A 13,758-nucleotide genomic window follows, 5' to 3' on the forward strand; every position below is an offset into this window, starting at 1 on the left:
TCGGTCGCTTACCAGTCGATGACTTCCTTGTCGCGCCAGAACTTCCCCGCGGGCGCGCCGGGCTTGAACGTGGCGAGCCACGTCGGCGTCTCCGCGCCCTTCTCGACCGGCCGGTTCGCCTCCTCGCCGCCCATGTCGGTGCGGACCCAGCCGGGACACACCGAGTTGGCGATGAGACCGTCGTCGCCGTACTGGCCGTCGAGGTAGGCGGTGAGGCCGTTGAGGCCGGTCTTCGAGATTCGGTACGCGGGCGACCCGCCGGACTGCCCCTCGCCCAGCGCGCCCATCCCGGAGGAGACGTTGACGACGCGGCCGCCGTCGGACTGGAGGAGGAGGGGAACCGCGTGCTTGCACAGGAGCATCGGCCCGCGGAGATTGACGCCGAGGGTGCGGTCGATTCGCTCGGTCGACTCGGCGACGATGTCCTCGCCCTCGCCGCCGACGCCGGCGTTGTTGACGAGGATATCGAGGCGGTTCTGGTCGGCGAAGACGCCGTCGACGACCTCCTCGATGTCGCCTTCTTGGGTCACGTCGAGGAGGACGCGTTCGGTGCCCTCGGGCGTCTCGTTGGTGACGCTGCGCGACCCCGCGTACACCGTCGCGCCGCGGTCGCGGAGGTTCTCGGCTATCTGGCGGCCGATGCCTCGGTTCGCGCCGGTGACGAGCGCGACCTGTCCGTCGAGGTCGTCGTAGCGGTCGGGTTCCATGGCTGCGTCTGTGAACTGAGAAAGGATATTCTCACCGAAGCGTGCCGGCGGTCGCGGCGTACCGGCGAGGTTCGGGAGGTCGACGGGTCACTCGACCGCGATAGTGAGTTCGCCGAACTCGTCGCCGGTCCACTCCTGGGCGGTCATCCGGCCGTCGGGCGAGCAGATGAGATAGACGTAGCCCGGCCACGACGCCTGTTCCCGGTCGGTCGCGCTCGGGACCGGGTCGGACTCGGGGTGCGAGTGGTAGAAGCCGACCGCGTCGTCGCCCGCGGACTCGATGGCTTCGAGAATCGAAACCGTCTCCTCGGGGTCGAGTTCGTAGGCGACCCGCGGGTCGTCGGCGACGTTCGAAACGGGGTGGGCGGCGGTGACGGTGCGCGCGTCGCCGTCGCCGGCGAGGACGCCGCAGACCTCCGCGGGCGGGTCGCTGGCGGCTCCCTCGCGGGCGTGCGAGAGAACCGACTGCCGCGCGTCGACCGCGAGCGAGAGCCTACTCGAAGTCACGGCGCATGGCGATTTCGAACCACGGGCAGAGACGCAGTTGGCGGTACCACTCGGGGTTGTCGTGGAGGTGCTCGTAATCCGCCCAGAGCATGCCCGCGATTTCCTCTTCGTCGGGGTCGAGGGAGGTGTCTTCGAGCGTGACCTTCAGGACGGCACAGACCTCCCACTCCAGTCCGGCGTTCTCGTAGTAGCGCTTGTACTCGAACTTGTCCGTGACGCGGAGGTCGGAGTACTGGTCGGGCGAGATGCCGAGTTCCTCTTCGAGGCGCTCTTCAGTGGCTTCCTCTTGGGTCTGGCCCTCGACGGGGTGGGAGGCGACGGTGCCGTCCCAGGAGGTGTCCCACAGGCGCTTGTTGGGCGCGCGCTGGGCGAGGAGTATCTGTCCCTCCTCGTTGAACACGAGGCAGGTGAACGCGCGGTGGCGGATGCCGTCGCCCGTGTGGGCGTCGAGTCGGTTGACCGTCCCCTCGGCGTTGTCGTCGGAGTCGACGGCGATGACGTCCTGCGCTGCGTTCTTGTGGAGTTCAGTAGCCTCGTCGGCCGCTGCGTTGCTCATGTGCCTTCCGTCGGAGTCGGGGGTCAACTAAGCTTCGATGCGAACCGCGGACCACGCGGCGGCGGCGCGGGATTAGCCGAGGCGCTCGTCGAGGATTAGGCGGGTCTTCGTGCTCTTCACGTCGTCGTGCTCGCGGGCGCGGGTGATGAGGTCGTTGACGGCGCGGGTGTCGGCGGCGTCGACGACGAGGACGATGTCCTCCTCGCCGGAGACCTGCCAGACGAAGTCCACGTCCTTCCAGTCGGCCATCAGCTCGGACACGTCGTTGGTGTCGACGTCGACCGCGACGGTCACCTCTATCATCGCCTTCAGGTTCCCCGTGCGGGTCGAAATCGTAAAGCGCTCGATGACGCCCTCCTCGACCAACCGCTCGACGCGGTTCCTGACGGTCCCCTCGGAGGTCCCGACTTCGGCCGCAATCTCCGTGTTGGGGGTCCGAGCGTCCCGTCGAAGGATATCGAGGATGCGTCGGTCAAGCTCGTCCATATCTCACGTGCCGTCCCCAGCGACTTACCGATTACGAATTTCGTAACTCGACTTCGAAAGTAACACTTATGCACCCGTGTTCCGTTCGTTTCTCGTAATGTCGGACGCCTATCTGGCGCTGGAAGACGGTCGCGTGGTCGAAGCGCGTGGCCGTGTTCCGGGGCGCACACGCGGTGAACTGGTGTTCACAACCGCATATACGGGATACGAAGAGAGTCTGACCGACCCTTCGTACGAAGAACAAGTGCTCACCTTCTCGTACCCCCTCATCGGGAACTACGGCGTCCGAGCCGAGCGATTCGAGTCCGACCGGGTCCACCCTCGGGCGGCCGTCGCACGCGAGTTCACCGAGGAGGTCGTCGAGTGGCTCGCCGACGAGGGCGTCCCGGCGGTCGACCACCTCGACACGCGCGACCTCGTCACGTCTATCCGCGAGGAGGGCGCGATGAAGGTCGGAATCGCCGTCGGCGAGGACGTGACCCCCGAGGACGCGAAGGAAGAACTCGCGCAGTGTAAGGGCATGAGCGAGCACGTCGACATCGGCGCGCAGGTCACCACGACCGAGCTGACGACGTTCGAGGGCGACGGCGACACCACCGTCGCGCTCGTCGACTGCGGCGCGAAGGGCTCCATCGTGGACTCCCTCGTCGACCGCGGCGCGACGGTCCACGTGCTTCCCTACGACGCGGACGCCGAGGACGTGACCGCGCTCGAACCCGACGTGCTGTTCATCTCCAACGGCCCCGGTGACCCCGAGAACTACACCGCGACGCGCGACCTCGTCGAGGAGTTCGCCGGCGAGGTCCCGCTGGCGGGCATCTGCCTCGGCCAGCAGATCGTCGCCAGCGCGCTCGGCGGCACCACCGAGAAGATGGCCTTCGGCCACCGCGGCGTCAACCAGCCCGTCCGCGACCTCCAGAGCGGAAAGGTCGTCATGACGACCCAGAACCACGGCTACACCGTCGCCGACCCCGGCGACCAACTCGACGTGACGCAGGTCAACGTCAACGACGACACCGCGGAAGGCCTCGCCAGCGAGGAACTGAGCGTCATCACGCGCCAGTACCACCCCGAAGCCCACCCCGGCCCCCACGACTCGCTCGGCTTCTTCGACGACGTGCTCGCCATGGCGGGTACAGAGGGAAACGAGCATAAGCCCCGAGTCGCTCCCTCGGACTGACCACCCCGACCGCGACTTCTACTAGCCCGATTCCAGACGCCCCGGTCGACTGCACCCCGACCGCCGGCGACAGAACACCGATTTTTCGGCGCGTTTCCCCCACGAGCAACGGGATTCGCATTTCGGACCGGATGTGGTAGAAACTGTCAAACTGTTCCCCGGCGTATTCTCACCTATAATGGACGACGTATCGCTCATCGAACGCGGGTTCGAGGAGTTCCCGGCGACGGTGGCGATTCTCGACAGGCACGGGGATATCGTCTACACGAACCGGGCGTGGCGGACGTTCGCCGACGAGAACGGGTACGCCGGCGACCCCGATTCGACGGGGGTCAACTACCTCGACGTGTGCGACGCGGCCCGCGAGAGCGACGAGATCGCGGGCGTCGTCGCCGACGGCATCCGCGCGGTGCTCCGCGGCGACCGCGACTGTTTCACCGCCGAGTACCCGTGTCACTCGCCCGCGGTCTACCGCTGGTTCTCGCTCCGCGTCGTCCCGATAGATACGCCGAGACACGGGGAGTTCGCGCTCGTCATCCACCTCGACATCACCGACAGGCGGCTCGCGGAGCTGCAGGTCAACGAGAAGAACGAACATCTCGCGGCGCTCGTCGGCGGGCTCGCCTCGGAGTTGAAAGCCCACCTCGCGTCGGCTACCGAGTCGGCCGAACGGCTCGTCTCGGTCGACGGCGACGACGCCGCCGCGCTGTTCGAGAGCCTCTCGCGCATCGAGTCGCTCGTCGAGTGGGGCATCGACGTCGCCGAACAACCGAGCACGCTCGACCTCGCGCCCGTGGGCTTCCGCGAGCACGTCGCGCAGGCGTGGGCCGTCGCGTCGCTCGACGGCGCGAACGACGCCACCTACCGAGTTGTCGGCGACGGGTCGCTCCTGGCCGACACGCACCTGTTCGGGCTGTTGTTGGTCGCGCTACTCACCAACTGCTTCGAGCGGAACGCCTTGCCCGGGCCGCCTTCCAGCGTCGTCGTGGGGACGACCGCCGACGGGTTCTACGTCGACGACGACGGCCCCCGCCCGTCGTCCGAGGAGCGCGCGGCGACGGCCCCGAGCCCGAACCAGTTGCTCGGCGTCGATTACGACTCGCTTCACCTCTCGACGGCCCGGCGAATCGCGGACCTCCACGGGTGGCAACTCGACGTGGCCGACTCGGAACTCGGCGGCGCGCGCTTCGAAGTCCGCGGCGTCGTGTGGAAGTAGGCCGCGTTCGGCCGAGAGCGAACGAGACGCGCCGGTCAGGAGAGGTCCGCTTCCATGACGAACGTCGGTTCCTCCGCGAGGTCGCTCCGGGCGAGCGACGCGTCGGAAATCCAATCGATTCGCTCGGGGAACAGGACGCGGGTCCGGTCCGCGCCGACCGAGGCGGCGTCGCGTCGAACCGCGTCCAACAGCGACTCGCAGGCCGGCGCGTCGTCCCACGCGGCGACCGCGTACTCGGCCCACGTCACCTCGCCCTCGTCGTCGCGTTCGCGGGTGTAGGTTCGGTTCCGGTAGGTGAAGCCTGTCGCGCGGTCGTCGCCGACGACGAATAGTCGGTCGTCGGCCGCGGCGTCGTGGAGGCGTGCGCGGGTCAGCTCGGAGAGCGCCCACGACTCGACGGGGTCGAGCGCGAGCCCCGACAGCGCGGTTCGCGCCTCGCACCCGGTCCAGTAGGCCCACGCGGCGTCGGCGTCGTCGCCGACCGCCGTCTCCGGCTCGGCGGCCGCGTCCGGTTCGGGCGTCGCCCAGCGGAACTCGACGCCGGGGTCGAACCCGACCGTGCGGGCGTTGGCGAGGCTCGGGACGTTCCACGAGTGAATCATGTTGCGGACGCGGCGCGCCCCCCGCTCGCGCGCCCAGTCGAGAAGCGCGTGCGACAGCCGGGTCGCGAGCCCCCGCTCGCGGTAGTCGGGCGCGACGCGCATGCCCTGCGCCCAGCCCTCGTACTCCGAGAGCATGACGACCTGCGCGATGGCGGCCACGTCGTCGGAGGGCGTCTCTTCGCCCATGTCCACGAGGAGCGTCGCCTGGTCCAACTCGCCGGGGGAAATCCAGTCGTGGTAGATGTCGGGGATGTAGTCCGACCCGCCGCGGTCGGCCCACGTGTCGCGGGTGAACGCGGCGACCGCGTCGTAGTCCTCGGGTCGGGCGGGTCGAATCTCCATCAGTTCACTCCCACGGGACGGAGCGCTGGGTCAGCTCGCCTTCGAGGTTCCGGCCCATCGCGCCGGCCGGGTCGGAGAGGTTGGCGAGCGACCACATGAGCTTCACCTTCGCCGTGCCGGGGAGCGTGTCGCCCGCCTCGACGACGCCGGCGTCGAGCAGGTCGCGGCCGGTGTCGTAGACGCGGTCGCAGACGCGGCCGTCGAGACACTGCGAGGTCATGGCGACGGTGGTTCCGTCTTCCACGAGTTCCTCGAACCGCGGGATGAGGTCGGTGTGGACGTGGCCGAGGCCCGTCCCCTCGATGACGACGCCGGCCTTCCCGTCGAGGTAGTCGAGCGCCGCGGGGTCCATCCCCGGCGTGAACTTCACGAGTTCCACCTCGGACTCGATGTCGGCGTGGAGCGCGAGGTCGGCCTCGCCGCGGGGGGCGTAGTCGCGGCGGAACGTGACCTCCTCGGCCTCGTAGTCGACCTCGCCGAGCGGCTTCGCGCCGACGGTCTCGAACGCGTCGCGCCGGGAGGTGTGGTTCTTGCGGACGCGCGTCCCCTCGTGGAGCGCGCAGACGTCGTCGGACTCCGAGGCGTGCATGCAGACCATGACCTCGGCGGCGTCGGCCTTGGCGGCCTCGACGGCGCAGACGGCGTTCATCACGTTGTCAGACGAGGGGCGGTCGGCCGAGCGCTGACTGCCCGTGAAGACGATGGGGACGGGCGTGTCGAGCATGAACGACATCGCCGACGCGGAGAACTGCATCGTGTCGGTGCCGTGCATGACGACGACGCCGTCGGCCCCGGCCTCGATTTCCTCGGCGACGGCCTCGGCGAGGTCGACCCACACGTCGGTCGTCATGTTCTCCGAGAGGATGTTGGCGACGACGCGGCCGCGGTAGTTCGCCCGGCCCGCGAGGTCGGGGACGGCCCGGAGCACGTCCTCGGCGTCGAACTGCGCGGTCACCGCGCCCGTGCGGTAGTCGACCGTCGAGGCGATGGTCCCGCCGGTCGAGATGAGCGAGATGGTCGGGAGGTCGTCGTCGAACTCGATTTCTGAGGTGCCGTCGCCCTCGGACTGTGCGTCTTCGATGTCGTACACGTCGGTTTCGAGCACGTCCACGTCGGCTCCCTCGCGGGCGATGCCGACGTTGTACCCGCCGTCGAGCTTGACGACGAGGTGGTCCTCGGTGGAAGACGGCATGAGTACGCCTTCGTTCGTGACGTCCGCGCGGGTGACGCGGACGCGGTCCCCTGCGTTCATATCGCGGGATACCGTGGGGGCAGACTTCAAACCCACCTTTTTACCGTTCGGGGTCGCCGGAGGCGACCCGCTCACGGCAAAAACCTGGAGGGAAAAAGCCGAGTAGCTCGCTTCGCTCGCGACTCGGTACGGCGACTGGAGCGCAACCGAACCGACCGAGCGAAACGAGGGAGACGGCCGCACCACCGACATAACGGACACAAGACATTTTACCGGACCGTCCGTCAGCCAGCGTGTGCTCCCCACGATACTCCTCCAGTCGGGCGGCGCAGGCGCGCTCGTCGTCGGCCTGCTGTTTTTCCTCCTGTTCCTCGGGATGGTGGTGTGGACGTACAGTGACGCGAAGCGAAACAGCAGTCACCCGGCGTTCCTCTGGGCGGTCGTCGTCTTCCTCGCGCCGCTTTTGGGACTCGTCCTGTACTTCATCCTCGGCCGCAACGCGTAGGACCGAGCCGGGCGGCGCACCGTCACGCGACGCCGAACAGTCACCGCGGCTGACCAACCGGCACAAGAGCCATCAGGCTCGCCCGCGACCCTGTACACATGCAACGGTCGGACCAACGGGAGTCTGAGCAGTCCGTCGACGACCTGCTCTCCGGCGTGAACCGCGAGAGCGACGATTCGATGCGGGCGGAGCGCTCCGCCTCGTCCGGCGGCGGTCGCCTCGGCGGGCTGTTCTCCCCGCGCGTATTCCTCGCGGCGCTCCTGCTCTCCATCGGCGGACTGCTCGTCGGCGGCGCGATTCCCATCGTCGGCTTCGTCGGGCGGTTCGTCGGCATCGCCGCCGCCGGCTTCGTCCTCGGCCTCGTCGGGTCGAAGCGACACTACACGGAAGTCGTCCTCGCCGGCGCAATCGCCGCGGGCCTCGCGTTCGTCCTCTCGACGCTGTTCGCCGTGTTCGCGCCCTTCGCGGTCCAACTGCTCGCGGACTACGGCGTCGCCATCGCGGGCGTCGGCGCGGCGAGCGGCGGGCTCGCGGGGCTGGTCGGTCACTACTTCGGCCGCGACCTCCGGGCGGGCCTGACGGAGGAGTTGTAGGCGTCAGTCGATTCGCCAGCGGTCGCCGTTGTGGGCGACCAGACCGCCGTCGGCGAGGTGGTGCAGCGCGCTGTCGACGACCGCGGGGTCCGCGTTGAGGTCCTTCGCGATGCCACGGACGGTGTTCGACCCGTTGGCGAGCGCGGCGAGAATCTCCGCGTAGAACCGGCTGTCGGCGTCGACGCCGAGGCGGTCGTTGAGGCGGTCGAGCACGTCGGTGATGCGGCCCTGCACCCACCGCTGGGCCAAGGAGAGTTCGTTGTCGAGTTCCTCCAGTTTCCCGAGTTCGCGCGCCAGTTCCGAGACGTCGTCGGTGCCGGCGTTCTCGACTTCGAGCGTCACGTGCGGACAGCGCCCGGCCATGTCGAGGCTCGGACTCGGCGGATAGGCGCTTTTCGCCCCGAACCCGTACGGCGAGACGTTCACCTCCAGCCTGAGGTTCCGCGAGATGTGGAAGTACTTGCGCCGCTGGTCGTCGGTGCGGGACTCGATGAGCCCCGCGTCCTCCAGCTTTCGGAGGTGGTCGATGACGGCCTTGGGGCTGACGCCGAGGTACTCGCTTATCTCGGTGACGTAGCACGGTTTGTGCGAGAGCAACCGCAGGATGCGCCGGCGGTTTTCGTTCCCGAGTAGGTCAAGCAGTACCGCGGAGTCCATTACGAGGTCATAGACTGCGGGCGGGGAAAAGCCTGACTCATGTGATACTCCGCGCCGTCATGCGATTAGCGATTGTGGCTCACGGGGAGCTGTCGGGGCCGTCCCGAGGCGCTCACGGGGCCGTCTCCGGCGTCTCTGAGAGGCGGTCGAACGCCCGGGAGGCGAGGAACACCGCGAGAAACGAGAGGGCGACGGTGATGCCCGCGAGGAGCGCCCCCGCCTCGTACTTCAGCGGCGGGTAGTAGCCGAGGCCGTAGTCGAACACGTCGTTGACGAGCGCGAGGGTGAGGGCGAACCCGAGCGCGCCCTTCGTGGTCGCGCCGTAGCGCGGGACGACGAGGGCGAGCGCGAGAAAGCCCGCGTGGGTGAGCATGATGCCCCAGTAGTCCCAGAGCGCGGCCCCGGAGAAGCCGACGTAGAGGTCGGGCCGGAGGTTGAGCGCGACGACCGTCCAGACGCCGTACTTGACGAGCCAGACGAACGCGAGCGTGTGGAGGTACGCGAGCGGCCGGTTGACCGGCGCGTCGGCGACGCGGCGACCGAGGTTCGGAAGCAGCGTCGCGGCCGACAGCGTCATCAGCGCGAGGGCGGTCGGCGAGTCGCCGAAAAGCGGGTAGAGGAACGTCGGCAGGTCCGACAGCGCGGGGTCCGAGTGGACGTAGAAACTCACCCCGACGAGGAACGCGGCGGCGTTGAGGACGAGGAAGACGACGAGGCTCGGGCCGTTTCCGAGGTAGTACTCCGTCCAGTCGTCGACCGCCGCGCCGAGGTCGAAGTCTCGCAGACCCATCGCCGAGTCGGACGGCGCGCCGAAAGAAAAGACCGTCGGGGCGGGGGCGACTGGGGCGGGGACGGGGCGGCTCGAACCCGCCGTCGGGGCGCGAACGCCGCCCTCTCATCTCCGTACGCGACACGTTGTCATTCCATGTCGGGAGCAAAGGACAGTTAGCCCGGCGCGCCGAACGGCGACGCATGGACGCAGCACTCATCATCCTCGACGGGTGGGGACTCGGCGACCACGACCGCCGCGACGCTATCAAGGCGGCGGACACGCCGAACTTCGACCGCTACCGCGACGCGGGCGCGTTCGGGACGCTCATCGTCGACGGCCGGCGCGTCGGTCTTCCGGACGGCCAGATGGGCAACAGCGAAGTCGGCCACCTCAACATCGGGGCCGGCCGCGTCGTCAAGCAGGCGTACACCCGCATCGGCGACAGCATCGACGACGGCTCGTTCTTCGAGAACGATGCCATCACGGCCGCCTACGACCACGCCGACGAACACGACGGCCGCGTACACCTCATGGGCCTCGTCTCCGACGGCGGCGTTCACTCCGACCAGGAGCACCTCCACGCGCTCATCGAACTCGCCGCCGAACGCGGCGTCGACGCCGTCACCCACGCCTTTACCGACGGCCGCGACACCAGTCCCACCGGCGGCGAGGCGTACCTCTCGGACCTCGAAGCCGTCGCCGAGGAGCAGGGAACCGGCGGCGTCGCCACCGTCTCCGGGCGCTACTACGCGATGGACCGCGACCAGAACTGGGAGCGCACCAAGCGCGCCTACGACGCCATCGTCGAGCGCGAGGCGGAGTGGACCGCCGACACCGCCGTCGACGCCGTCACCGAGTCGTACGACCGCGGCGACACCGACGAGTTCGTCGAGCCGACCGTCGTCGACGACGCGCCCGCCCTCGAAGACGGCGACTCGGTCATCTTCTTCAACTTCCGCGCGGACCGCGCGCGACAGCTCGTGCGGATGCTCTGCGACATCGAGCCCGTCTGGGAGTTCGAGACGACGCCACCGGAGCTTCTCATGACGACGATGACGCAGTACGACAAGACGTTCGACGTCTCAGTCGCCTACCCGCCGGAACAGCCCGAAGACACGCTCGGCGAGGTGCTCGCCGAGGCGGACATGACGCAACTGCGCATGGCCGAGTCCGAGAAGTACCCCCACGTCACCTACTTCCTCAACGGCGGCCGCGAGGTCGAGTTCGACGGCGAGATTCGGAAGATCGTCGAGAGCCCCGACGTGCCGACCTACGACCTCCAACCCGAGATGTCCGCGGCGGAACTCACCGACTCGGCCATCGACATCATCGAGTCCGACGACCCGAACGTGATGGTGCTCAACTACGCCAACCCCGACATGGTCGGCCACACCGGCGACTACGAGGCCGCCATCGAGGCGGTCGAGGCGGTCGACGAACAGCTCGGGCGGCTCGTCCAGAGCGTCCGCGCGCACGGCGGCCACGTCTGTATCACCGCCGACCACGGCAACGCCGACGACATGGGCACCGAGGACGACCCGCACACGGCCCACACGTTCAACCCCGTCCCGTTCGTCTACCTCGCGGCCGACCGCGACGACGAGGCCGCCCCGGAGAACGACGCCGAGGACGAAGCCGCCGACCTCGACCCCGAACACCCGCTTTCGGGCGGTCGGACCGTCCGCGAGGGCGGCTCGCTGTGCGACATCGCGCCGACCATCCTCGAACTCGTCGGCGTCGACCAGCCGGCCGCGATGACCGGCGAGTCGCTGTTAGAATAGGGCCCGCCGCTCGCGCGCTCTACGTACTCTCTGCCCTCTATTTTCGTCCCCTACGCGCCCGATTCTGCCCGGTAGCGACGGTACGCGGTCGGGACGAGCATCGACACGCCCGCGACCGCCGCGAGCACGACGAACTCCGGGCGGACGGCCGCGGCCAGCGACTCGGTCGTGAGCGTCTCGACCGACGCGCCGGCGATGACGCCCGCGACGGCCCACGGGAGTTCGCCGACGGCGGTTCCGAGCGCGAACGCGCCGAGCCGGACGTTGGCGACGCCCGCCGCCACCGACACCACGTCGGAGGGAATCGGCAGCAGGCGGCTCGCGGCGACGCCCCTGACGGACCCCGTCTGCTCGACGGTTCGCTCGCCGACCTCGGCCAGTCTGGTCGTCCCGCGGTAGCGCCGCGCGAAGAGGAACGGCGGGACGCTCGTGAGGACGATGAGCGCCAGCGCGAACGGCACGCCGACCGGGCCGAGGCCGTAGCCCACGACGAGCGCGAGGAGCGTCGTCGGCCACGCGAGAAGCGGGCGGACGAGCGCGAGCGCGCTCACGACGACGACGAGTCGGACGGGGTCGGCGGCGACCCACGCCGCGCGCGCGATGACGGCGTCTGGAGACGCGAATAGGAGACCGGCGACGACGGCCGCGAGCGCGAGGCCGGCGGCGAGACGCGGACGAGGCACGGAAGCTCTGGAGTCGGTCGTCGCGCCGCGACCAAACGCTTTGTGCTTCGGAGGGCTTTAGCCCGCCCCGGTTCGATTGGCTCCCGAACCGTGACCGAGCCCACACGCGACGAGCGCGTCGAACTCGCGCTCGACCTCCTCGCGCACCTCGAAGCCGACGAACTCTCCCTCGCCGAGGTCGTCGACCGCATCGAGACGGTCACCACGGACCCGACGCTCACGCGCGACATCCTCGATACCGCGGAGCTTCGGGGCATCATCGAGCGCGACGGCGGCCGCGTCCGTCACAACCGCGGCGGCACGTTCGTCAGATTCGAGAGTCAGGTCGTCCAGCGCGAGGGCGACTTCGACTGCCGCCGCTGCGGCGCGTCCATCTCCACCGGCCACTTCGTGCGGTTCGAGTCCGGCGAACTCGGGCCCTTTGGCTCGTCGTGTATCAGGAAAGTGCTCGGGCGGGAATAGGTGTCCGGACGGTCGTCGTCGGGCGAACTCCGCGGTTACCGCCCGCGGCGGAGTTCTTCGATGAGCTGTTCGACCAGCTCCTGCTGGTGGCGAATCTGCTCGCTTTGGGCCTCGACGACCTCGCGGAGCGACTCGATTTCGTCTGCGAGTTCGGCGTAGTCGGCATCGACGGCGCCGGAGCCCGCCGACTCGGACTCGGCGGCCGACTCGAAGCCGGACCCCTCGAACCCGAGGTCCGCGGCGTCGGCGACGTTGCCCGACGCCGACTCGGTCGACGCCGCCTCGGCGGCCTGCTTCGCCTCCGCCACCGCGCCGGTCGCGGAGGGGGCTTCGACGGACTGCGTCCGGGTGGCCTGCTGGCTCGCCTCGGCGGGCGCGTCGCCCTCGGCGCGGGTGGCGTTCGCCGGTTCGTCGGACAGCTCACCGGGATTCGCGCTCAGCGGGTCAGGGCCCGCGCCGAAGTCGGTGTTGTCGCGGTCGGCGGCGGCGTCGGCGGACTCGTCGTTCGCCCGCGCTTTCTCCATCTGGACGCGGAACTCCTCGAGACTGCCGACGCCGTGGTAGTCACACAGCGCACGTGCAAGTTTCTCGCGGACGAGCCGGGCCTCCTCGTTGGGAATCTTGAACCGCTCCTGGCGGCCGTCGACGGTGAGCACGACCGTCGTAGCGACGCTTCCGGACTCGAATTCGAGGTCGGTCACGTCGGCGTAGCGGTACGATTCGTAGTCTTCGTCCCAGACCGCGCTGCCGATGTGCCGGACGACGCGGGCGTCGGTGACGACGAACGTGAGTTCGCTGAAACGGAACGTCTGGACGACGCGCTCGCCTTCTTCGTCGGTCACGCCGGCGGCCGCGAGCACGCCCTCGACGATGGGTTGGAGCGCGTCGTCGAGCCGCTTCGAGGACATCGAGAACGTCTCGCTCCCGTCGAGACCGTAGTCGAGCGATAGCTTCGCTTTTCGTCGCCCTTCCTTGACGGACAGTCGCTCCGCGGCGTGCGAGAATTCGTCGACGGACTCGTCCGAGAGGAGGCCTTCGGCCCGATAGACGAGCGTCCGCGTCGGAGTCACAAACAGTTCGTCCTCGCCCCCGAGGTGGACGCGGGTCACCACGTCTTCCTCTCCGAGGACGGACTGGACGATCTCCGGTTGGCTCATGCGTGTGTGCACCCGGTGTTGGGACATAAATCCGCGGGTGATGACGCGAATCGAGTGGCGTGGTGACTCGCCCCGCGGTCGTCGGAGATGAGAAGCTTAAATACAACCAGCACACAACGGGAAGTTGAGCCCGGGTGGCTTAGCTGGACATAGCGCCGCACTCATAGGGTTTCACAATCGGTGCGGAACGCCTTGGAAGCCTCCGCCCCTCGCGAAGTCATGCCGGCTTCGCACCTGGGACATGCGGAGATCGTGGGTTCGGAGCCCACCCCGGGCATTCTTCGATTCGTCACGCACGCAGAGCCGTCCGTGGGTCGTCACGGCCGCGCCCGTTTTCCGCGAAACCACGTCGCTGTGAGC

The 13,758-nt window shown here is 68.7% G+C and carries 16 protein-coding genes and 1 tRNA gene; 7 read left to right on the forward strand and 10 right to left on the reverse strand.

The features are described from left to right. Nucleotides 1-8: 8 nt before the first annotated feature. The 4 genes from ABY42_RS12495 to ABY42_RS12510 form a co-directional block, all read right to left on the reverse strand. Entirely contained in the window at nucleotides 9-707 is a 699-nt protein-coding gene (locus ABY42_RS12495) for an SDR family NAD(P)-dependent oxidoreductase (protein ID WP_050459657.1), read from the reverse strand. Between the two features lie 87 nt (nucleotides 708-794). Next, nucleotides 795-1,214: a desampylase gene (locus ABY42_RS12500; RefSeq protein ID WP_050459658.1), complete on the reverse strand. Its 420-nt coding sequence runs from the start codon at nucleotides 1,212-1,214 to the stop codon at nucleotides 795-797. Beyond that, nucleotides 1,201-1,770 (reverse strand): NUDIX hydrolase, encoded by a 570-nt coding sequence (locus ABY42_RS12505; protein ID WP_004975027.1) that lies wholly within the window; start codon nucleotides 1,768-1,770, stop codon nucleotides 1,201-1,203. Before ABY42_RS12505 ends, ABY42_RS12500 begins: the two co-directional genes overlap by 14 nt. A gap of 72 nt (nucleotides 1,771-1,842) precedes the next feature. Next, entirely contained in the window at nucleotides 1,843-2,256 is a 414-nt protein-coding gene (locus tag ABY42_RS12510; RefSeq protein ID WP_004042482.1) for an Lrp/AsnC family transcriptional regulator, read from the reverse strand. A gap of 97 nt (nucleotides 2,257-2,353) precedes the next feature. Here ABY42_RS12510 and carA point away from each other — a divergent pair, with 97 nt between their 5' ends. Continuing rightward, on the forward strand, nucleotides 2,354-3,436 hold the full coding sequence (gene carA, locus ABY42_RS12515; RefSeq protein WP_049905075.1) for a glutamine-hydrolyzing carbamoyl-phosphate synthase small subunit: 1,083 nt from the start codon (nucleotides 2,354-2,356) through the stop codon (nucleotides 3,434-3,436). Nucleotides 3,437-3,614: 178 nt separating this feature from the next. Continuing rightward, nucleotides 3,615-4,652, forward strand: coding sequence for a PAS domain-containing protein (locus ABY42_RS12520; protein ID WP_050459659.1), 1,038 nt, complete (start codon nucleotides 3,615-3,617; stop codon nucleotides 4,650-4,652). A 35-nt stretch (nucleotides 4,653-4,687) separates the two neighbouring features. Here ABY42_RS12520 and ABY42_RS12525 read toward each other — a convergent pair whose 3' ends face one another. Together ABY42_RS12525 and gatD are read right to left on the reverse strand one after the other, a co-directional pair. Then, nucleotides 4,688-5,596, reverse strand: coding sequence for a GNAT family N-acetyltransferase (locus ABY42_RS12525; RefSeq protein WP_050459660.1), 909 nt, complete (start codon nucleotides 5,594-5,596; stop codon nucleotides 4,688-4,690). A 4-nt stretch (nucleotides 5,597-5,600) separates the two neighbouring features. Continuing rightward, nucleotides 5,601-6,848, reverse strand: a complete 1,248-nt coding sequence (gene gatD, locus ABY42_RS12530; RefSeq protein WP_050459661.1) for a Glu-tRNA(Gln) amidotransferase subunit GatD — start codon at nucleotides 6,846-6,848, stop codon at nucleotides 5,601-5,603. 235 nt (nucleotides 6,849-7,083) lie between these two features. On the opposite strand from gatD, the gene ABY42_RS12535 reads away from it, so the two are divergent. Together ABY42_RS12535 and ABY42_RS12540 are read left to right on the forward strand one after the other, a co-directional pair. Next, nucleotides 7,084-7,293, forward strand: a complete 210-nt coding sequence (locus ABY42_RS12535) for a PLDc N-terminal domain-containing protein (RefSeq protein WP_050459662.1) — start codon at nucleotides 7,084-7,086, stop codon at nucleotides 7,291-7,293. Nucleotides 7,294-7,391: 98 nt separating this feature from the next. Beyond that, nucleotides 7,392-7,886, forward strand: a complete 495-nt coding sequence (locus ABY42_RS12540) for a hypothetical protein (protein ID WP_050459663.1) — start codon at nucleotides 7,392-7,394, stop codon at nucleotides 7,884-7,886. A 3-nt stretch (nucleotides 7,887-7,889) separates the two neighbouring features. Here the strand turns inward: ABY42_RS12540 and ABY42_RS12545 are convergent, their stop codons facing one another. Beyond that, nucleotides 7,890-8,543, reverse strand: coding sequence for an ArsR/SmtB family transcription factor (locus ABY42_RS12545; protein WP_004975018.1), 654 nt, complete (start codon nucleotides 8,541-8,543; stop codon nucleotides 7,890-7,892). Nucleotides 8,544-8,655: 112 nt separating this feature from the next. Beyond that, complete coding sequence (locus ABY42_RS12550) at nucleotides 8,656-9,333, reverse strand: DUF1405 domain-containing protein (protein WP_004975016.1); 678 nt, start codon at nucleotides 9,331-9,333, stop codon at nucleotides 8,656-8,658. Between the two features lie 182 nt (nucleotides 9,334-9,515). Here ABY42_RS12550 and gpmI point away from each other — a divergent pair, with 182 nt between their 5' ends. Continuing rightward, nucleotides 9,516-11,096 (forward strand): 2,3-bisphosphoglycerate-independent phosphoglycerate mutase, encoded by a 1,581-nt coding sequence (gene gpmI / locus ABY42_RS12555; protein ID WP_050459664.1) that lies wholly within the window; start codon nucleotides 9,516-9,518, stop codon nucleotides 11,094-11,096. A gap of 50 nt (nucleotides 11,097-11,146) precedes the next feature. Here the strand turns inward: gpmI and ABY42_RS12560 are convergent, their stop codons facing one another. Beyond that, nucleotides 11,147-11,779: a TVP38/TMEM64 family protein gene (locus ABY42_RS12560; protein ID WP_004975010.1), complete on the reverse strand. Its 633-nt coding sequence runs from the start codon at nucleotides 11,777-11,779 to the stop codon at nucleotides 11,147-11,149. A gap of 90 nt (nucleotides 11,780-11,869) precedes the next feature. Here ABY42_RS12560 and ABY42_RS12565 point away from each other — a divergent pair, with 90 nt between their 5' ends. Beyond that, nucleotides 11,870-12,241, forward strand: coding sequence for a DUF5830 family protein (locus tag ABY42_RS12565; protein WP_004975009.1), 372 nt, complete (start codon nucleotides 11,870-11,872; stop codon nucleotides 12,239-12,241). A gap of 35 nt (nucleotides 12,242-12,276) precedes the next feature. On the opposite strand, the gene ABY42_RS12570 is transcribed toward ABY42_RS12565, so the two are convergent. Continuing rightward, entirely contained in the window at nucleotides 12,277-13,398 is a 1,122-nt protein-coding gene (locus ABY42_RS12570; protein WP_050459665.1) for a DUF7115 domain-containing protein, read from the reverse strand. A gap of 128 nt (nucleotides 13,399-13,526) precedes the next feature. Between ABY42_RS12570 and ABY42_RS12575 the strand changes: the two genes are divergently transcribed. Continuing rightward, nucleotides 13,527-13,675 (forward strand) — tRNA-Met (locus tag ABY42_RS12575). Nucleotides 13,676-13,758: the final 83 nt, after the last annotated feature.

Origin of the sequence: Haloferax gibbonsii, assembly GCF_001190965.1 — an archaeon.
GTDB classification, from domain to species: domain Archaea; phylum Halobacteriota; class Halobacteria; order Halobacteriales; family Haloferacaceae; genus Haloferax; species Haloferax gibbonsii.

Coding starts and splice junctions, on each gene's coding strand:
- ABY42_RS12495 (WP_050459657.1), bottom strand. CDS start 707: ATGGAACCCGACCGCTACGACGACCTCGACGGACAGGTCGCGCTCGTC.
- ABY42_RS12505 (WP_004975027.1), bottom strand. CDS start 1,770: ATGAGCAACGCAGCGGCCGACGAGGCTACTGAACTCCACAAGAACGCA.
- ABY42_RS12510 (WP_004042482.1), bottom strand. CDS start 2,256: ATGGACGAGCTTGACCGACGCATCCTCGATATCCTTCGACGGGACGCT.
- carA (WP_049905075.1), top strand. CDS start 2,354: ATGTCGGACGCCTATCTGGCGCTGGAAGACGGTCGCGTGGTCGAAGCG.
- ABY42_RS12520 (WP_050459659.1), top strand. CDS start 3,615: ATGGACGACGTATCGCTCATCGAACGCGGGTTCGAGGAGTTCCCGGCG.
- ABY42_RS12525 (WP_050459660.1), bottom strand. CDS start 5,596: ATGGAGATTCGACCCGCCCGACCCGAGGACTACGACGCGGTCGCCGCG.
- gatD (WP_050459661.1), bottom strand. CDS start 6,848: ATGAACGCAGGGGACCGCGTCCGCGTCACCCGCGCGGACGTCACGAAC.
- ABY42_RS12540 (WP_050459663.1), top strand. CDS start 7,392: ATGCAACGGTCGGACCAACGGGAGTCTGAGCAGTCCGTCGACGACCTG.
- ABY42_RS12545 (WP_004975018.1), bottom strand. CDS start 8,543: ATGGACTCCGCGGTACTGCTTGACCTACTCGGGAACGAAAACCGCCGG.
- ABY42_RS12550 (WP_004975016.1), bottom strand. CDS start 9,333: ATGGGTCTGCGAGACTTCGACCTCGGCGCGGCGGTCGACGACTGGACG.
- gpmI (WP_050459664.1), top strand. CDS start 9,516: ATGGACGCAGCACTCATCATCCTCGACGGGTGGGGACTCGGCGACCAC.
- ABY42_RS12570 (WP_050459665.1), bottom strand. CDS start 13,398: ATGAGCCAACCGGAGATCGTCCAGTCCGTCCTCGGAGAGGAAGACGTG.